The organism is Pseudomonas sp. EL_65y_Pfl2_R96 (assembly GCF_963970905.1).
Lineage (GTDB): Bacteria > Pseudomonadota > Gammaproteobacteria > Pseudomonadales > Pseudomonadaceae > Aquipseudomonas.
The window spans coordinates 470,266-485,204 of the sequence record NZ_CAXAQH010000001.1; the positions used below are offsets into that span (position 1 = coordinate 470,266).

The window sequence follows — 14,939 nt, forward strand, 5'->3', positions numbered from 1 at the left end:
CCATTCCAAAAGCATTGGCACTAATGTGCCACCACCCCTTGCGCTCCATGCATGGCCTCTATACTGCAAGCATTCGCCCGCGTGCACGACGCAGGCCAGGATGAATCAGAGACGGGGCATGCTATGGAGTGGCTGGGTTTGCATTTCATGACCGGGCTGCCAGAGAGCGGGCAGGTCATACTCGATTGCACCCATAACCCTTTTCTGGTGTTGCTGGCCTATCTGGTCGCCTGCACGGCCGGCTTTGCCACGCTGGATATGACCGAACGGGTCGGGCATGTGGAAAAATCAGCCTCCCAGCGACTCTGGCGCTGGGTCGGCGCCGGGTGTCTGGCCGGCGGCATCTGGGCCATGCATTTCATCAGCATGCTGGCGTTCCAGGCGCCGATCGAAATCCATTACCACCTGCCCACCACCCTGCTCTCGCTGTTGTTCGCCCTGACCGCCTCGTGGCTGGCCATGCACACCCTCAGTCATCCTCAGCCGAGTTTCCGACGATACCTGCAAGCCGCGGTGTGGATCGGCCTGGGCATCGCGACCATGCACTACGTTGGCATGGCCGCCCTGCGATCGAATGCGCGGGTCTATTACCACCCCTTCTTGTTCGCACTTTCCATTGTGATCGCCATCGGTGCCAGCCTGGCCGCTCTGTTGATTTCCAGTCACCTGCGCGATGGCGCCGGTGTGCTACATCAACTGCTCAAATACACCGCCAGCCTGGTGCTCGGAGCCGGCATCGTCAGCATGCATTTCACCGGCATGGCGGCACTCAGCCTGGTGCTGCCCGCTGGCAGCCTTCAACCACTGCCCGAGGACGACAATCACCTGCAACTGGGATTGACAGTGGCGGTGATCACACTGCTGATTATCGGCAGCAGCATCAGTGCCGCGCTGGCGGACAAGAAGCTGCAACACAAGGAGTCCGACCTGCAGCGGGTCAACGCCCTGCTCAGCCAACTGGATCAGGCACGCATGTCGCTGCAACAGGTGGCGCACTACGACCCCTTGACCAACCTGATCAACCGCCGGGGCTTCAATCAGATCTTTGCCGAGAAGCTCATCGAGAAAACCAACGAAGGCGGCATGCTGGCGATGATGTTCCTCGATATCGACCACTTCAAGCGGATCAATGACAGCCTCGGCCATGACGCCGGCGACGAACTGCTCAAAGTCCTGGCCAGCCATATCAAGGCCTCGATACGCAGCCATGAAGACGTGGTGGCGCGCTTCGGAGGCGACGAATTCTGCATCCTCTTCAGCCTGTACGACCGCGAAGAAGCACGGCAAATGGCCCAGCGCATCATGCTGAAAATGAAGGAACCCATCGAGTTGTCCGGACGGCGCATGGTCATGACTACCAGTATCGGCATCAGCCTGTTTCCGGAAGATGGCAAGACTTGCGAGGAATTGCTGAAGAACGCCGATCTGGCGCTATACCAGTCCAAGGACTGCGGTCGTAACGCGCTGCATTTTTTCAGTTCAAACCTGAAAACCCGTGCCACCCTGGAGTTGCAACTCGAAGAAGAACTGCGTTATGCCCTGCGCGAAAACATCGGGTTGATGCTGTATTACCAACCCATCTATGACCTCAAAAACGGCCAGGTCACCAAACTTGAAGCGTTGATTCGCTGGCAACACCCGGTTCACGGATTACTGACGCCGGATCGGTTCATCGCCATCGCCGAGGCCAACGGCCTGATCGCCGAACTGGACAACTGGGTGCTGCGCAAGGCCTGCGAAGACTTGGGTGAGCTGTCCCGCCACGATTGCGAAGGCCTCAAAATCGCGGTGAATTGCTCGCCCCTGAACCTGGCGCGAGAAGAGTTGGCCGAGGAAATCGAACACGCCCTGCGCATCTGCGGGGTAGCACCACAGCGGCTGGAACTGGAAGTGACCGAGAACGCGCTGATGGGCAATATCACCAACACCCTGGTATTGCTGCGACAGATTCGCGCCCTCGGGGTTTCGTTGTCGATCGATGATTTCGGCACCGGCTACTCATCCCTGGCCTACCTCAGGCGCCTGCCATTGAACACGCTGAAGATCGACCGCTCGTTCATTCAGGACATCCCCAAGGCCACCCAGGACATGGAAATCGTCATGGCCATTATCGTCATGGCCCACACCCTGCATTTGCAGGTCGTCACCGAAGGCGTCGAAACTTTCGAGCAATACGATTTTCTCGAACGCCACGGCTGCGACTTCGTTCAGGGCTACCTGCTCAGCCGTCCGGTGCCGCTGGCTGAATTGCGTCCGGTGCTGGCCGAAATCAACCAGCGCAAACACACGCACACCGTCAATCCGTTGAGTCTGGCTCGCGGTACAACTGCACTAGCGTCGACGGATCCTTCTCCAGAAACCCCTGCCCCCCATGGAGGCGCATCAGTTGTGCGGCCAATCCGCTGATCGGCGTGGCCGAACCCTGTTCGCGGGAAAACTTCACGGCGGTGTCGAGGTCCTTGAGCAGCGTGCGTACGTGCCATTTCATCGGTTCGAAGCGGCTCTCGGCCATTTGCGGCGCAAGAATCTGCAACGGTTTTGAATCGGCGAAACCACCGGCCAACGCCTCGGCGATCAGGCGGACATCGACCCCGGAACGCTCGGCCAGGGCCACCACTTCGGCAATGACCAGGGCATTGCAGGCGACAATCATCTGATTGCAGGCCTTGGTCACCTGCCCCGCGCCGACGGCCCCCATGTGGGTCACCCGCTGGCCAAGGGTCAACAACACCGGCCGCACCCGCGCAAGGTCTGCCGCCCCGCCACTGACCATGATCGCCAGGCTGCCGGCCTCGGCGCCGACCACCCCGCCGGACACCGATGCATCGAGCCAACCCCAGCGAAGGTAACGCTGCCATCATTTAGCCTCCCTTTGATTAAAGATCATCGAATATTGGCCGACTCATCATGATTAAGGAAAGGATTCCCCCGAGCGATGCTCAGGCCAAGGCCCTGACGCTTGGGCCACATTCGCGCAGCAAAAAGACGCGAGATCCCATTCCGTGATGACTCGATGACACTTGTCGCCGAGCCGACCAGTCCAGGTATATGGCGCAAATGACTTCCAAAAATAATCCGGCCACCGCGGTATCCGATCTGACCCTGAGCCCCGCGGCGAACAGCCCCTCATCGTCGAAGCCATTGACCCCGTCGCGTCCACTGGCGACTCAGCAATACCTGTACTTCACCGAAACCAATACCGACCGCATCCTCGACAACCTCGACGGCCTGCGCGATCTGGTGTTCCCGCGCCCGCCCCATCTGGAAGGTGACAACGAACAGCACAACGACCAGGAATTCCCGTCGGTGTGCCTGATCGGCCTGGGCCGCTGTGGTTCGAACATCGCGCTGGACGTGGCGGAGCTGGTGTACAACGCCCGCAAGTTCTACCTCAACGAATTCAACAACGAAGACCGTCTGTCGCCGGACAAACGCTACGCCGAAAAGGGCTACAGCCCGGCGCAGTGGATTCGCAATAACCTGCGCCTGGGGTCGAACAAGGCCAGCAAACCGGTGTTCCTGGTCGAACCGCTGGTGATGCTCGGCGACCTGGACAAGGACATCGCCGGGCGCATCCGCTTCTCGCGCAAGGGAGAAAAAAGCGGCTTTCTGCGTGACTACAGCAAAATGAAAATCATGGACTTGTCGGAAGTCCACGCCGGTGGCGCCGGTAACGCGCCGATCCTCGGCCAGTACCTGGCCAAGATCATCCTGAACAAGGACACCCAGCGGTTCTCCAGCCCTGACTGGAAAATGATTCACTCGTACCTGATCGACAGCTGCGGGATCAAGGCCAACCAGTCGCGCCTGTATTTCTCGATCTTCAGCGCCGGTGGCGGTACCGGTTCGGGCATGGCCTCGGAATTCGGCCTGGCCCAGCAACACTCGTACATGAACAAAACGTTCGACACCAAGCCGATGGACGAGCACGACGGCAAGAGCGGTCATTCCTTCGTCTTCGAGCCGATCTTCACCAGCGGCATTTGCGTACTGCCGAATATTTCCGATCACCGCAGTGAAATGTCCGAGGCGCTGCACATCAACGCCGGTCGCCTACTGTGCAAATACCTGTCGGAAGAATGGGACTTCTCCTACAACTTCGCCAACGAAGACAGCAGCGAAGCCAGCGTCATGGGGCGCATTCGCCCATGGAACGCGATGATGCTGATCTCCAACGACATCATGCGCTACGCCGAAGAAAGCGATGACGGCAACATCCAGAACATTGACGTCAATGCCATGGAAAAGCACGCCAACCAGTACATCTCACAGCAGATATTCAACATTCTGACAGCGCAGGCGGTGACCACCGACTACGACCAGAACTATTTCCGTCGCGCCGGCATCGACATCGGCGAAACCATTCGCCTGGACGCCAACGACCTGTTCATGAGCCTGGCCGGCCCGGTGGCGATTGCTTACGCCGAGTCCGTGGTGCCGGAAACCCCGCCGCCGAGCAGCGACAAGTTCAAGGTGTTCGAGAAAGAGCCGCAGCGCCTGAACATCGACGACCTGTTCTTCCGCTCCATCGACCTGCCGCACTTCAACAAGGTCACCCAGGCGATCGAAGGCATCAGCCTGTTGCCGATCGAGTCCAAGCGCTATCGCGCTTCGCTGGAGCAGTACAAGAATTCGGGCTACGACGCGGCCGCGTTGCACGACCTGCACTTCTTCAAGAATTGCTCGTCGGTGGTATCGATTGTTTCGTTGCCTAAAGACTACAAGCTGTCCTACATGGACCTGAACCGGTTGAAGACTCACCTCAACAGCCTGTTCCCCAACACCACGCTCAAGCGTTACGCGCTGGTGATCGGCGCCTCGGCCAACCTGTCGCTGACCACCCTGATCGCCAAGAGCCCGTGCCTGTCGGACGACTTCCTGACCCTGATCGTGGCCTTCATCAAGCGTTGCTTTGCGAAAAATCCGTACCGCTTCGACGAGACTCTGGACAACTCGATCCTGGACTTCATCATCAATGAAGACTTCGACGAAGACCGGATCGACGAACTACTCAACGAATTCGAAAACCCGGCGAAGATCCTCGATACCAACTGGTACGCGATCAAACCGATGTACGAGAAGAAGTACCGCGAGCTGATCAACGACAAGGACAAGTTCGTCTCGATCAACGACATCCGCCTGTCGCGGGATTGCGTGAAAAAGGCGATCAAGTACCTGCGCGAGATCTACCGTCACCGGATTGGCAAGACCAAGGTTATTTCGCTTAATAACCACACCGGCAAGACCGCTTAAACCGCGGTGCACCCAATCGCGGGCAAGCCCGCTCCCACAAGGACCGCGTTCTCTTTTGAAAAAACGCAGTACCTGTGGGAGCGGGCTTGCCCGCGATGGCGGCATAAGAATCACCACAAACCCCAACATCCAGAAACAATTAAGCAGCCAATCGGCTGCTCAATAAACTGTTCCCGTTACGTTTACGTCACCCTCGCCAAGACCCTTCTGTGGCCTTTCTCTACGGCAACATGCCATCACGCTACTCGCCTACACACTTTTAACCGGCAACGCCGCGCACCAATCAAGTGCAAGTACTCAGCTCGTCGCCCTTTCCTGGATCAGAATCCATGGAGAAACAACAACGGCCCACAGCTCGGGATCACGTTCAAAAAGATCCAGCGCCCGCGTTTCAGACAGCTTGGCGACCTTGTCGGCGGCCAGCCAGGCAGCCACTTTCTCGCCTTCATCGGTGGCTACCGCCTCTGCCGCAGCGATCAAATCCAGGCCTGGATCGACCCACAATAGGGCACCCTTGGCGAAGAATGGCTCCAACTCTTTCCAGGTAATAGATGCGGTCTCACCAAGCAGCTTGGCATAGAGGGTGCTAGGTTCTTGAGTCATGGGTTCCTGTCCGCAAAAGAAATCGACGTGAATGATAACGTCGCTAATGCGCCAGAAAAACCCGGATGCAATCGCGTCACCGAATGAGAAACGCAGGAAAGCCAGGGAATGCTGCTGAATCAAGTATTAGCCAGCTGACATCCGCCGCGATTCTGTCTTTTTCTTTCAATAAAGCGACACCCTCAGGTTTTGCCCCCTGGCGCCAGCTTCCCAGGCTAACAATCGGCGCTCTACACTGTACCGGTACAGTTGCCGGGGGCATTTTCCGGAGGATATCGACGATATCTGACCCGGTTCTGCTGCTACGGCGCCAGGACTATAAAAACTACAACAGCAAGAGTGGAGCACTATGACTAAGGCTACTAAGCAGATTTCAAAACTGTTTGCCGCTATGGTTCTGGCCGGGGTTGCCAGCCATTCGTTCGCCGCTGACACCATCAAGATCGGTATCGCCGGCCCTAAAACCGGCCCTGTAGCCCAATACGGCGACATGCAGTTCAGTGGCTCCAAAATGGCCATCGAACAAATCAACGCCAAGGGCGGTATCGACGGCAAGAAGCTCGTCGCGGTTGAATACGATGACGCCTGCGATCCAAAACAAGCGGTGGCTGTCGCGAACAAAGTCGTCAACGACGGCGTCAAGTTCGTAGTGGGTCACCTGTGCTCCAGCTCCACTCAACCGGCGTCCGACATCTACGAAGACGAAGGCGTGATCATGATCACCCCGGCTGCTACCAGCCCGGACATCACTTCCCGTGGTTACAAAATGGTGTTCCGTACCATCGGTCTGGACAGCGCCCAAGGCCCTGCCGCCGGTAACTACATCGCCGATCACGTCAAACCGAAAATCGTTGCCGTGCTGCACGACAAACAGCAATACGGTGAAGGCATCGCCAGCGCCGTGAAGAAAACCCTCGAAGGCAAAGGCGTCAAGGTTGCCGTGTTCGAAGGCATCAACGCCGGCGACAAAGACTTCTCCTCGATGATCGCCAAGCTCAAGCAAGCCAACGTCGACTTCGTCTACTACGGCGGCTACCACCCGGAACTGGGTCTGATCCTGCGTCAATCCCAGGAAAAAGGCCTGAAAGCCAAGTTCATGGGTCCGGAAGGCGTGGGTAACGACTCCATTTCGCAGATCGCCAAGGAATCTTCCGAAGGCCTGCTGGTGACCCTGCCGAAATCCTTCGACCAGGATCCGGCCAACATCGCCTTGGCTGACGCGTTCAAAGCCAAGAAAGAAGACCCGAGCGGTCCGTTCGTGTTCCCGGCCTACTCGGCTGTGCAAGTCATCGCCGATGGCATCAAGGCCGCCAAGAGCGAAGACACTGCCAAAGTGGCTGAAGCTATCCACAAAGGTACGTTCAAAACCCCGACCGGCGACCTGTCTTTCGACGAAAAGGGCGACCTGAAAGACTTCAAATTCGTGGTTTACCAGTGGCATTTCGGCAAACCTAAAACTGAAGTTTCGCCTCAGTAAGGCCTTGGCCTGACTGACTGCCAATAAAGCCCACGGCGTGCCGTGGGCTTTGTTTTACGAACGTATTGGGCCGCGCTGGCGTGATCCGCCAGCCTCCCCACCTGAAAATCTCAAAACCGTCATCAGCGGTTCGCTGGCAAACCTCGAATTCGAAGTGGATGCAGATCCACGGGGCTCGAGCGGGAAAATGACTCCACCAGTGAAATGCGTATCAGGTTTTTAGGAGCGCTGTAATGCCTGACATCTATCACTTCTTCCAACAGCTGGTTAACGGTTTGACCGTCGGCAGCACGTATGCCCTGATTGCCATCGGCTATACGATGGTTTACGGCATCATTGGAATGATCAACTTCGCCCACGGCGAGGTGTACATGATCGGCTCTTACGTGGCGTTCATCGCCATCGCCGGGCTGGCCATGCTGGGACTCGACAGTGTGCCGCTGTTGATGACCGCCGCTTTTCTCGCAACCATCGTTGTAACCAGTGCCTACGGCTATAGCATCGAACGGATCGCCTACCGCCCACTTCGCGGCAGCAACCGTCTGATCCCGCTGATTTCCGCCATCGGCATGTCGATTTTCCTGCAGAACACGGTTCTGCTGGCGCAAGACTCCAAGGACAAATCCATCTCCAACCTGATCCCTGGCAACTTTGCCATCGGGCCAGGTGGCGCACATGAAGTGCTGATTTCCTACATGCAAATCGTGGTGTTCGTGGTGACCCTGGTCGCCATGCTCGGCCTGACGCTGTTCATCTCCCGCTCTCGCCTGGGTCGCGCCTGCCGTGCCTGTGCCGAAGACATCAAGATGGCCAACCTCTTGGGCATCAACACCAACAACATCATCGCCCTGACCTTCGTCATCGGTGCGGCACTGGCGGCTATCGCAGCTGTGCTGTTGAGCATGCAATACGGCGTGATCAACCCGAACGCCGGTTTCCTGGTCGGCCTCAAGGCCTTCACCGCCGCGGTACTGGGCGGTATCGGCAGCATCCCCGGCGCGATGCTCGGCGGGCTGGTGCTTGGGGTGGCGGAAGCCTTTGGTGCCGATATCTTCGGCGACCAGTACAAGGACGTCGTGGCGTTCGGCCTATTGGTCCTGGTGTTGTTGTTCCGGCCAACCGGCCTGTTGGGCCGTCCGGAGGTTGAGAAAGTATGACTAGGAATCTTAAACAGGCGTTATTCAGCGCCTTGCTGGTGTGGGCCGTGGCCTACCCGGTACTCGGTCTGAAACTGACCATTGTCGGCATCAACCTCGAAGTCCATGGCACCAGCACTGCAACACTGATCACCATCGCCGCATGCTCGGTGCTGATGTTCTTGCGCGTGCTGTTCGACCAGCAGATCAGCTCGGCGTGGAAAGCCTCGCCCAACCTGCCGGTGATGCCGGCCAAGGCCAGTACCTTCCTGACCCTGCCGACCACCCAGCGCTGGATCATCATCGCGTTGATCATCGGTGCGCTGGTCTGGCCGTTCTTCGGCTCCCGCGGCGCGGTGGATATCGCCACGCTGGTGCTGATCTACGTGATGCTCGGCCTCGGCCTGAACATTGTGGTCGGCCTGGCCGGCCTGCTCGACCTCGGTTACGTCGGCTTCTACGCCGTGGGCGCCTACAGCTACGCGTTGCTGTCGCATTACTACGGCCTGAGCTTCTGGATCTGCTTGCCGATCGCCGGGATGATGGCGGCCACGTTTGGCTTCCTGCTCGGCTTCCCGGTGCTGCGTTTGCGCGGTGATTACCTGGCGATCGTGACCCTGGGTTTCGGTGAAATCATCCGTCTGTTCCTGCGCAACCTGACCGACCTCACCGGCGGCCCGAACGGCATCAGCAACATTCCCAAGCCAACGCTTTTCGGACTGACCTTCGATAGAACTGCCGCAGACGGACTGCAGACCTTCCACGAGTACTTCGGCCTGACCTACAACCCGGTAAACAAGGTGATCTTCCTTTACCTGATCGCGGTGTTGTTGTCGCTGTTCGCCCTGTTCGTCATCAACCGTCTGCTGCGCATGCCCCTGGGCCGTGCCTGGGAAGCGTTGCGTGAAGACGAAATCGCCTGCCGTGCATTGGGTCTCAATCCCACGGTCATCAAGCTGTCGGCCTTCACCCTCGGTGCTGCGTTCGCCGGTTTCGCCGGTAGCTTCTTCGCCGCGCGCCAAGGCCTGGTGACACCGGAGTCCTTCACCTTCATCGAATCGGCGACCATCCTCGCCATCGTGGTGCTGGGCGGCATGGGGTCGCAACTGGGCGTCGTACTCGCCGCCACGGTGATGATCCTGTTGCCGGAAATGATGCGTGAATTCAGTGAATACCGCATGTTGATGTTCGGCGCCTTGATGGTGCTGATGATGATCTGGCGTCCTCAAGGTCTGCTGCCTATGCAACGCCCTCACATGGAGCTGCGCAAATGAGCCGTGAGATCCTCAAAGTAGAAAATCTGAGCATGCGCTTCGGCGGCTTGCTCGCGGTCAACGGCGTAGCCCTGAGCGTGAAGGAAAAACAGGTCGTGGCACTGATCGGCCCCAACGGCGCCGGCAAAACCACCGTGTTCAACTGCCTGACCGGTTTCTACAAACCGAGCGGCGGCAGCATCCTGCTGGACGGCGAAGCGATCGAAGGCCTGCCCGGCCACAAGATCGCCCTCAAAGGCGTGGTGCGCACCTTCCAGAACGTGCGGCTGTTCAAGGACATGACCGCGGTCGAGAACCTCTTGATCGCCCAGCACCGTCACCTGAACACCAACTTCCTGGCCGGTCTGTTCAAGACGCCGGGCTTTCGCAAAAGCGAACGCGAGGCCATGGAATACGCCGAATACTGGCTGGAAAAGGTCAACCTCAAGGCGTTCGCCAACCGTCCGGCCGGCACCCTGGCCTACGGTCAGCAACGTCGCCTGGAAATCGCCCGCTGCATGATGACCCGCCCACGGATCATCATGCTCGACGAACCGGCCGCCGGCCTGAACCCGAAGGAAACCGAAGACCTCAAGGCGCTGATCGGCATGCTGCGTGAAGAGCACAACGTTACCGTGCTGCTGATCGAACACGACATGAAACTGGTCATGAGCATTTCCGACCACATCGTCGTGATCAACCAGGGCACACCGTTGGCCAACGGCACGCCGGAGCAGATCCGCGACAATCCTGAAGTGATCAAAGCCTACCTGGGGGAAGCGTAAATGCTGCAGTTCGAAAACGTTTCCACCTTCTACGGCAAGATCCAGGCGCTGCACAGCGTCAACGTCGAAGTCCGCCAGGGCGAGATCGTGACCCTGATCGGCGCCAACGGTGCCGGCAAGTCGACCCTGCTGATGACCCTCTGCGGTTCGCCGCAAGCCCACAGCGGCAGCATCCGCTACATGGGCGAAGAGCTCGTCGGCCAGGACTCGTCGCATATCATGCGTAAAAGCATCGCCGTGGTCCCGGAAGGTCGTCGGGTGTTTGCCCGTCTGACCGTGGAAGAAAACCTCGCCATGGGCGGATTCTTCACCGACAAGGGCGACTATCAGGAACAGATGGACAAGGTCCTCGGACTTTTCCCACGCCTGAAAGAACGCTTCGCCCAACGCGGCGGCACCATGTCTGGCGGCGAACAGCAAATGCTCGCCATCGGCCGCGCGTTGATGAGCAAGCCCAAGCTGTTGCTGCTCGACGAGCCATCGCTGGGCCTGGCACCGATCATCATCCAGCAGATCTTCGACATCATCGAACAACTGCGCAAGGACGGTGTGACGGTGTTTTTGGTGGAACAAAACGCCAACCAGGCTCTGAAAATCGCTGACCGTGCCTACGTGCTGGAAAACGGTCGGGTGGTGATGACAGGGACAGGTGAAGCGCTGTTGACCGACCCGAAAGTGCGCGAAGCGTACCTCGGCGGCTAAGCCTTACCGATGAACAAAAAAACGGCCTTTGCGGCCGTTTTTTTATGCCTGCCACACCCCACGCACCAATGAAGATCCCCTGTGGGAGCGGGCTTGCTCGCGAAAGCGGCATCACATTCAACAGAGATGTTGGCTGACACATCGCCTTCGCGAGCAAGCCCGCTCCCACAGGGGATTTGTGGTGTTTTGAAGATTTCTGAAAAAATTTCGCTGTCAGCTGTAACGCCACGCCCTGTCGTTTCTCTAGAGCGGTAAGCAAGCACAAACGCTTGCCAACCCAAGCTCAATTTCGGAGAAACATCATGACTGCTACCACCCGCACCCTGTCCGTCACCGCCCTGGTTCTGGCCCTCGGTTCTGCCCTGAGCATCGCCGCCGTGTCGACTGCCCATGCCGCTGACGCCAACATGGAAAAATGCTTCGGCGTGGCCATGAAAGGTCATAACGATTGCGCCGCAGGCGCTGGCACCACTTGCGCCGGCACCGCCAAAATGGATCACCAGGCCAATGCCTGGAAACTCGTCCCGAAAGGCACCTGCCTGACCACCGAGAGCAAGACTTCGCCAACCGGTTTCGGCCAGATGGAAGCCTACAAAGCCAAGTCGTAATCAGCCCCCAGCCTGAGTGTCGACCATGAACAATTCATTCTCCGGGCTCCCGCCCCGCTCCGGGCTGGGGCTCAAAACCGAGCACTTTCGTGAAGTGCTCGGTGCACAACCGGACATCGGTTTCTTCGAAGTCCACGCCGAAAACTACATGGTGGCCGGCGGCCCGTTTCATCATTTTCTGGGGTTGATCCGCGAGCAGTATCCGCTGTCGCTGCACGGTGTTGGCCTGTCCATCGGTGCCGAAGGTCCGCTGGATGCTTGGCACCTGCAAAGGCTTGCCGCGCTGATCGAGCGCTATCAACCCCAGTCCTTTTCCGAACACCTGGCCTGGTCCAGCCATGGCCCGGTGTTTCTCAACGACCTACTACCACTGGCCTACGATGCGCCGACGCTGAACCGCGTCTGCGAGCACATCGATCAGGTGCAGAGCACCCTCAAACGTCCGATGCTGTTGGAGAACCCGGCGACGTATCTGGCGTTCCAGCGCTCGACCCTGGACGAGGCCGACTTTATCGGTGAAGTCGTTCGCCGCACCGGCTGTGGCCTGCTGCTGGACGTCAACAACGTCTACGTCTCCTGCATCAATCATCAAAGAAATCCCCTGGCCTACATCGACGCACTGCCGCTGCACGCAGTGAGTGAGATTCATCTGGCCGGGTTTGCCGAAGACACCGACAGCCTTGGCGACCGTCTGCTGATCGACGATCACGGTGCGCCCATCGATAACGCGGTGTGGGCACTGTATCGGCGGGTGCTGGAACGAGTTGGCCCGATCGCCACGTTGATCGAGCGCGACAATCAGTTACCGGCCTTCAGCGTGCTGCATGCCGAAGCCCGTCAGGCTGATGCGTTGCTGCATTGCGCGGGGAGCCGATCATGAGCACTCAAGCCGCGTTTGCCGCCGCCCTGCTCGATCCGCAACGGCCCTGCCCCGAGGGTTTGTTCAGTGCCAACGGCGCCGATCCCGCCAGCCGTTTCGCGGTGTATCGCAACAATGTGCAGAGCTCACTGATCAACGCATTGGCGGATAGCTACCCAGTGGTTTGGCAGTTAGTCGGTGATGATTTTTTCCGGGCGATGGCGGGGTTGTATGTGCAGTGTTACCCGCCTCAAGGCCCTCTCATCAACGACTACGGCAAGGACTTCGCCGAGTTCATCGACCGCTTTGAACCGGTAGCCAGCGTGCCTTATCTGGCCGACGTGGCGCGGCTGGAACGGTTGCGCGTTCAGGCCTATCACGCCGCCGACGCCCAACCCCTGAGCCATGAACAGATCACCGCCGCGTTGTCGGCCCCGCAAGCGCTGAGCGAGCTGACGGTCGGCCTTCATCCCTCCCTGAATCTACTGACTTCAGCCTTCGCGGTGGTTGCGATCTGGGCGGCCCATCAACAGGACGCGACGCTGACCGGAATCGACCTCGACCACGGGCAAAACGCGCTGGTATTGCGCAATGGGCTGGAGGTTGAGGTGTTCGCCATCGACCACGGCGCCAGCACATTCATTCAGAACCTGCAAAACGGCCAATCCCTGACCCAAGCATTAGAGGCTGCGCCCGCCTTCGACCTCAGCCAAACCCTGGCGCTGCTGATCAGCCACCACGTCATCACCCATTTACACCACAAGGTATCGCCATGAACAGTCGCCAGAACCCCATCGCCCGTACCATCGCGCTGCTGGAAAAAATCCCCCACAGCCTGATCGCGTTTATCGCGCGCTTTTCCATTGCCGCGGTGTTCTGGAAGTCCGGGCAGACCAAAGTGGAAGGCCTGGCCATCGACTTGATCGACGGCACCTTTGAAGTCGGCGTACCACGGCTGGCGGGCTCGACTATTCCGTTGTTTCAGAGCGAATATCACCTGCCACTGCTCTCCCCGGAACTGGCGGCGCACCTGGCGGCCTTCGCCGAGCATTTCTTTCCGGTGCTGATTCTGATCGGCTTTGCCACACGTTTTTCGGCGCTGGCACTGCTGGGTATGACGCTGACTATTCAGCTGTTCGTGTACCCCGATGCCTATCCGACTCACGGTACTTGGGCGGCGGTGCTGCTGTACTTGATGGCGACCGGGCCGGGCAAGTTGTCGATTGATCATCTGATTGCCAAGCGTTACGCCCGCTAACGGCCAACCATTGACGGATAGGGATCCCCTGTAGGAGCTGCCGATCCAATTGCACCAGTTCCCGTTATCGTTGAAGCCGATCCAACGCCTCGCCACTGCGCTTGAACCAACCAATCAAATAATCCGCCAGCACTTGGGTGCGCTTCGGCAATCCGCCCTGATACGGGTGCACCAGATACATCGGCATGCTGCGAGTCTGATAATCGCGCAGGAGCCATCTCAAACGCCCGTCAGCCAATTCCTCTTGCAGCAAGTACGACGGCAAACGCGCAATGCCCGCATCCGCCAGCGCGGCCTTCTTCAAGAGGTTGTAGTGGTTGCTGGCGAACGGTCCCGACACTCGCACCCGCAGTAACTCGTGCTGTTGGTGATAGAGCCATTCTTCGCGACCGCTGTAATGGCTGTTGAGCAGGCACCGGTGTTCGGCCAGCGCCTGAGGCGTCAGCGGTTCACCGCATCGCTCAAGATACGCCGGGCTGGCGCAAGTCATCTCGTGCCAGGCCAGCAGCGGGCGGGCGACCAGGCGATCGTCGTTGGCCACTTCCGAGCGGATCGCCAGATCGAATCCGTCACGGGACAGGTCGCGGTAGTGGTTGTTGAGCTCCAGCTCGATCTGCACCTCGGGGTACTGCCGGGAAAACTCCAGCAATGCGCCGTCAAAGAAGGTTTCCCCCAGTGAAACCGGAACTGTCATCCGCACCGGGCCGGCCATGTCGTCCTTCAGCCGCGCCAACGCCTGACGCGCTCGCTCGACTTGAATCACCAGCGCCTGGGCTTGCGGCAACAGCGCCGCGCCCGCCGCCGTCAGGCTCAAGCGGCGCGTGGTGCGTTGCAGCAACACCACGCAAAACCGCGTTTCCAGCAGGCTGATGCGCTTGGAGAGTTGCCCTTTGCTGCAACCCAGTTGCTGCGCCGCCAAGGTGAAACTGCCCGCCTCGATCAATATCGCGAACGCCGCCAGGTCGTCCATTTCGCTCATGGATTGTTTCCATTTGAAAACCAAAG

At 58.8% G+C, this 14,939-nt stretch carries 13 protein-coding genes and 1 pseudogene; 11 read left to right on the plus strand and 3 right to left on the minus strand.

The genetic code is table 11. The annotated features are described in order from the left end of the window. The first annotated feature begins 123 nt into the window (after positions 1-123). Positions 124-2,406: a putative bifunctional diguanylate cyclase/phosphodiesterase gene (locus AACY49_RS02155; protein ID WP_258700783.1), complete on the plus strand. Its 2,283-nt coding sequence runs from the start codon at positions 124-126 to the stop codon at positions 2,404-2,406. On the opposite strand, the pseudogene AACY49_RS02160 reads toward AACY49_RS02155, so the two are convergent. Further along, positions 2,297-2,833: pseudogene (locus tag AACY49_RS02160) on the minus strand (NAD(P)-dependent oxidoreductase); the annotation flags it as partial. The gene AACY49_RS02155 and the pseudogene AACY49_RS02160 overlap by 110 nt on opposite strands. A gap of 224 nt (positions 2,834-3,057) precedes the next feature. On the opposite strand from AACY49_RS02160, the gene AACY49_RS02165 reads away from it, so the two are divergent. Continuing rightward, positions 3,058-5,253 (plus strand): hypothetical protein, encoded by a 2,196-nt coding sequence (locus AACY49_RS02165; protein ID WP_339521502.1) that lies wholly within the window; start codon positions 3,058-3,060, stop codon positions 5,251-5,253. Positions 5,254-5,550: 297 nt separating this feature from the next. On the opposite strand, the gene AACY49_RS02170 is transcribed toward AACY49_RS02165, so the two are convergent. Further along, complete coding sequence (locus tag AACY49_RS02170) at positions 5,551-5,856, minus strand: DUF2288 domain-containing protein (RefSeq protein ID WP_033059033.1); 306 nt, start codon at positions 5,854-5,856, stop codon at positions 5,551-5,553. Positions 5,857-6,205: 349 nt separating this feature from the next. Between AACY49_RS02170 and AACY49_RS02175 the strand changes: the two genes are divergently transcribed. From AACY49_RS02175 to AACY49_RS02215, 9 genes are all read left to right on the plus strand, one after another. Beyond that, positions 6,206-7,333, plus strand: coding sequence for a branched-chain amino acid ABC transporter substrate-binding protein (locus tag AACY49_RS02175; protein ID WP_258697248.1), 1,128 nt, complete (start codon positions 6,206-6,208; stop codon positions 7,331-7,333). A 233-nt stretch (positions 7,334-7,566) separates the two neighbouring features. Continuing rightward, a complete protein-coding gene (gene livH, locus AACY49_RS02180) occupies positions 7,567-8,490 on the plus strand; it encodes a high-affinity branched-chain amino acid ABC transporter permease LivH (protein ID WP_237883833.1) in 924 nt (307 codons plus the stop codon). Further along, on the plus strand, positions 8,487-9,743 hold the full coding sequence (locus AACY49_RS02185; protein ID WP_339521503.1) for a high-affinity branched-chain amino acid ABC transporter permease LivM: 1,257 nt from the start codon (positions 8,487-8,489) through the stop codon (positions 9,741-9,743). The genes livH and AACY49_RS02185 overlap by 4 nt, the downstream gene beginning before the upstream one ends. Further along, entirely contained in the window at positions 9,740-10,507 is a 768-nt protein-coding gene (livG, locus tag AACY49_RS02190) for a high-affinity branched-chain amino acid ABC transporter ATP-binding protein LivG (protein ID WP_258697250.1), read from the plus strand. Before AACY49_RS02185 ends, livG begins: the two co-directional genes overlap by 4 nt. Continuing rightward, entirely contained in the window at positions 10,508-11,209 is a 702-nt protein-coding gene (locus tag AACY49_RS02195) for an ABC transporter ATP-binding protein (RefSeq protein ID WP_007906649.1), read from the plus strand. A 302-nt stretch (positions 11,210-11,511) separates the two neighbouring features. Continuing rightward, positions 11,512-11,817: a BufA1 family periplasmic bufferin-type metallophore gene (locus AACY49_RS02200; RefSeq protein ID WP_339521504.1), complete on the plus strand. Its 306-nt coding sequence runs from the start codon at positions 11,512-11,514 to the stop codon at positions 11,815-11,817. A 25-nt stretch (positions 11,818-11,842) separates the two neighbouring features. After that, a complete protein-coding gene (gene bufB / locus AACY49_RS02205) occupies positions 11,843-12,697 on the plus strand; it encodes an MNIO family bufferin maturase (protein ID WP_339521505.1) in 855 nt (284 codons plus the stop codon). Further along, positions 12,694-13,452, plus strand: coding sequence for an HvfC/BufC N-terminal domain-containing protein (locus tag AACY49_RS02210; RefSeq protein WP_339521506.1), 759 nt, complete (start codon positions 12,694-12,696; stop codon positions 13,450-13,452). The genes bufB and AACY49_RS02210 overlap by 4 nt, the downstream gene beginning before the upstream one ends. Further along, complete coding sequence (locus tag AACY49_RS02215; RefSeq protein ID WP_339521507.1) at positions 13,449-13,934, plus strand: DoxX family protein; 486 nt, start codon at positions 13,449-13,451, stop codon at positions 13,932-13,934. Before AACY49_RS02210 ends, AACY49_RS02215 begins: the two co-directional genes overlap by 4 nt. A gap of 64 nt (positions 13,935-13,998) precedes the next feature. Here AACY49_RS02215 and AACY49_RS02220 read toward each other — a convergent pair whose 3' ends face one another. Next, entirely contained in the window at positions 13,999-14,913 is a 915-nt protein-coding gene (locus tag AACY49_RS02220; RefSeq protein ID WP_258697254.1) for a LysR family transcriptional regulator, read from the minus strand. Positions 14,914-14,939 lie beyond the last annotated feature (26 nt).

Excerpts from the sequence above, each read along its gene's own strand:
- AACY49_RS02155 (WP_258700783.1), top strand. The coding sequence starts at position 124 with ATGGAGTGGCTGGGTTTGCATTTCATGACCGGGCTGCCAGAGAGCGGG.
- AACY49_RS02165 (WP_339521502.1), top strand. The coding sequence starts at position 3,058 with ATGACTTCCAAAAATAATCCGGCCACCGCGGTATCCGATCTGACCCTG.
- AACY49_RS02170 (WP_033059033.1), bottom strand. The coding sequence starts at position 5,856 with ATGACTCAAGAACCTAGCACCCTCTATGCCAAGCTGCTTGGTGAGACC.
- AACY49_RS02175 (WP_258697248.1), top strand. The coding sequence starts at position 6,206 with ATGACTAAGGCTACTAAGCAGATTTCAAAACTGTTTGCCGCTATGGTT.
- livH (WP_237883833.1), top strand. The coding sequence starts at position 7,567 with ATGCCTGACATCTATCACTTCTTCCAACAGCTGGTTAACGGTTTGACC.
- AACY49_RS02185 (WP_339521503.1), top strand. The coding sequence starts at position 8,487 with ATGACTAGGAATCTTAAACAGGCGTTATTCAGCGCCTTGCTGGTGTGG.
- livG (WP_258697250.1), top strand. The coding sequence starts at position 9,740 with ATGAGCCGTGAGATCCTCAAAGTAGAAAATCTGAGCATGCGCTTCGGC.
- AACY49_RS02195 (WP_007906649.1), top strand. The coding sequence starts at position 10,508 with ATGCTGCAGTTCGAAAACGTTTCCACCTTCTACGGCAAGATCCAGGCG.
- AACY49_RS02200 (WP_339521504.1), top strand. The coding sequence starts at position 11,512 with ATGACTGCTACCACCCGCACCCTGTCCGTCACCGCCCTGGTTCTGGCC.
- bufB (WP_339521505.1), top strand. The coding sequence starts at position 11,843 with ATGAACAATTCATTCTCCGGGCTCCCGCCCCGCTCCGGGCTGGGGCTC.
- AACY49_RS02210 (WP_339521506.1), top strand. The coding sequence starts at position 12,694 with ATGAGCACTCAAGCCGCGTTTGCCGCCGCCCTGCTCGATCCGCAACGG.
- AACY49_RS02215 (WP_339521507.1), top strand. The coding sequence starts at position 13,449 with ATGAACAGTCGCCAGAACCCCATCGCCCGTACCATCGCGCTGCTGGAA.
- AACY49_RS02220 (WP_258697254.1), bottom strand. The coding sequence starts at position 14,913 with ATGAGCGAAATGGACGACCTGGCGGCGTTCGCGATATTGATCGAGGCG.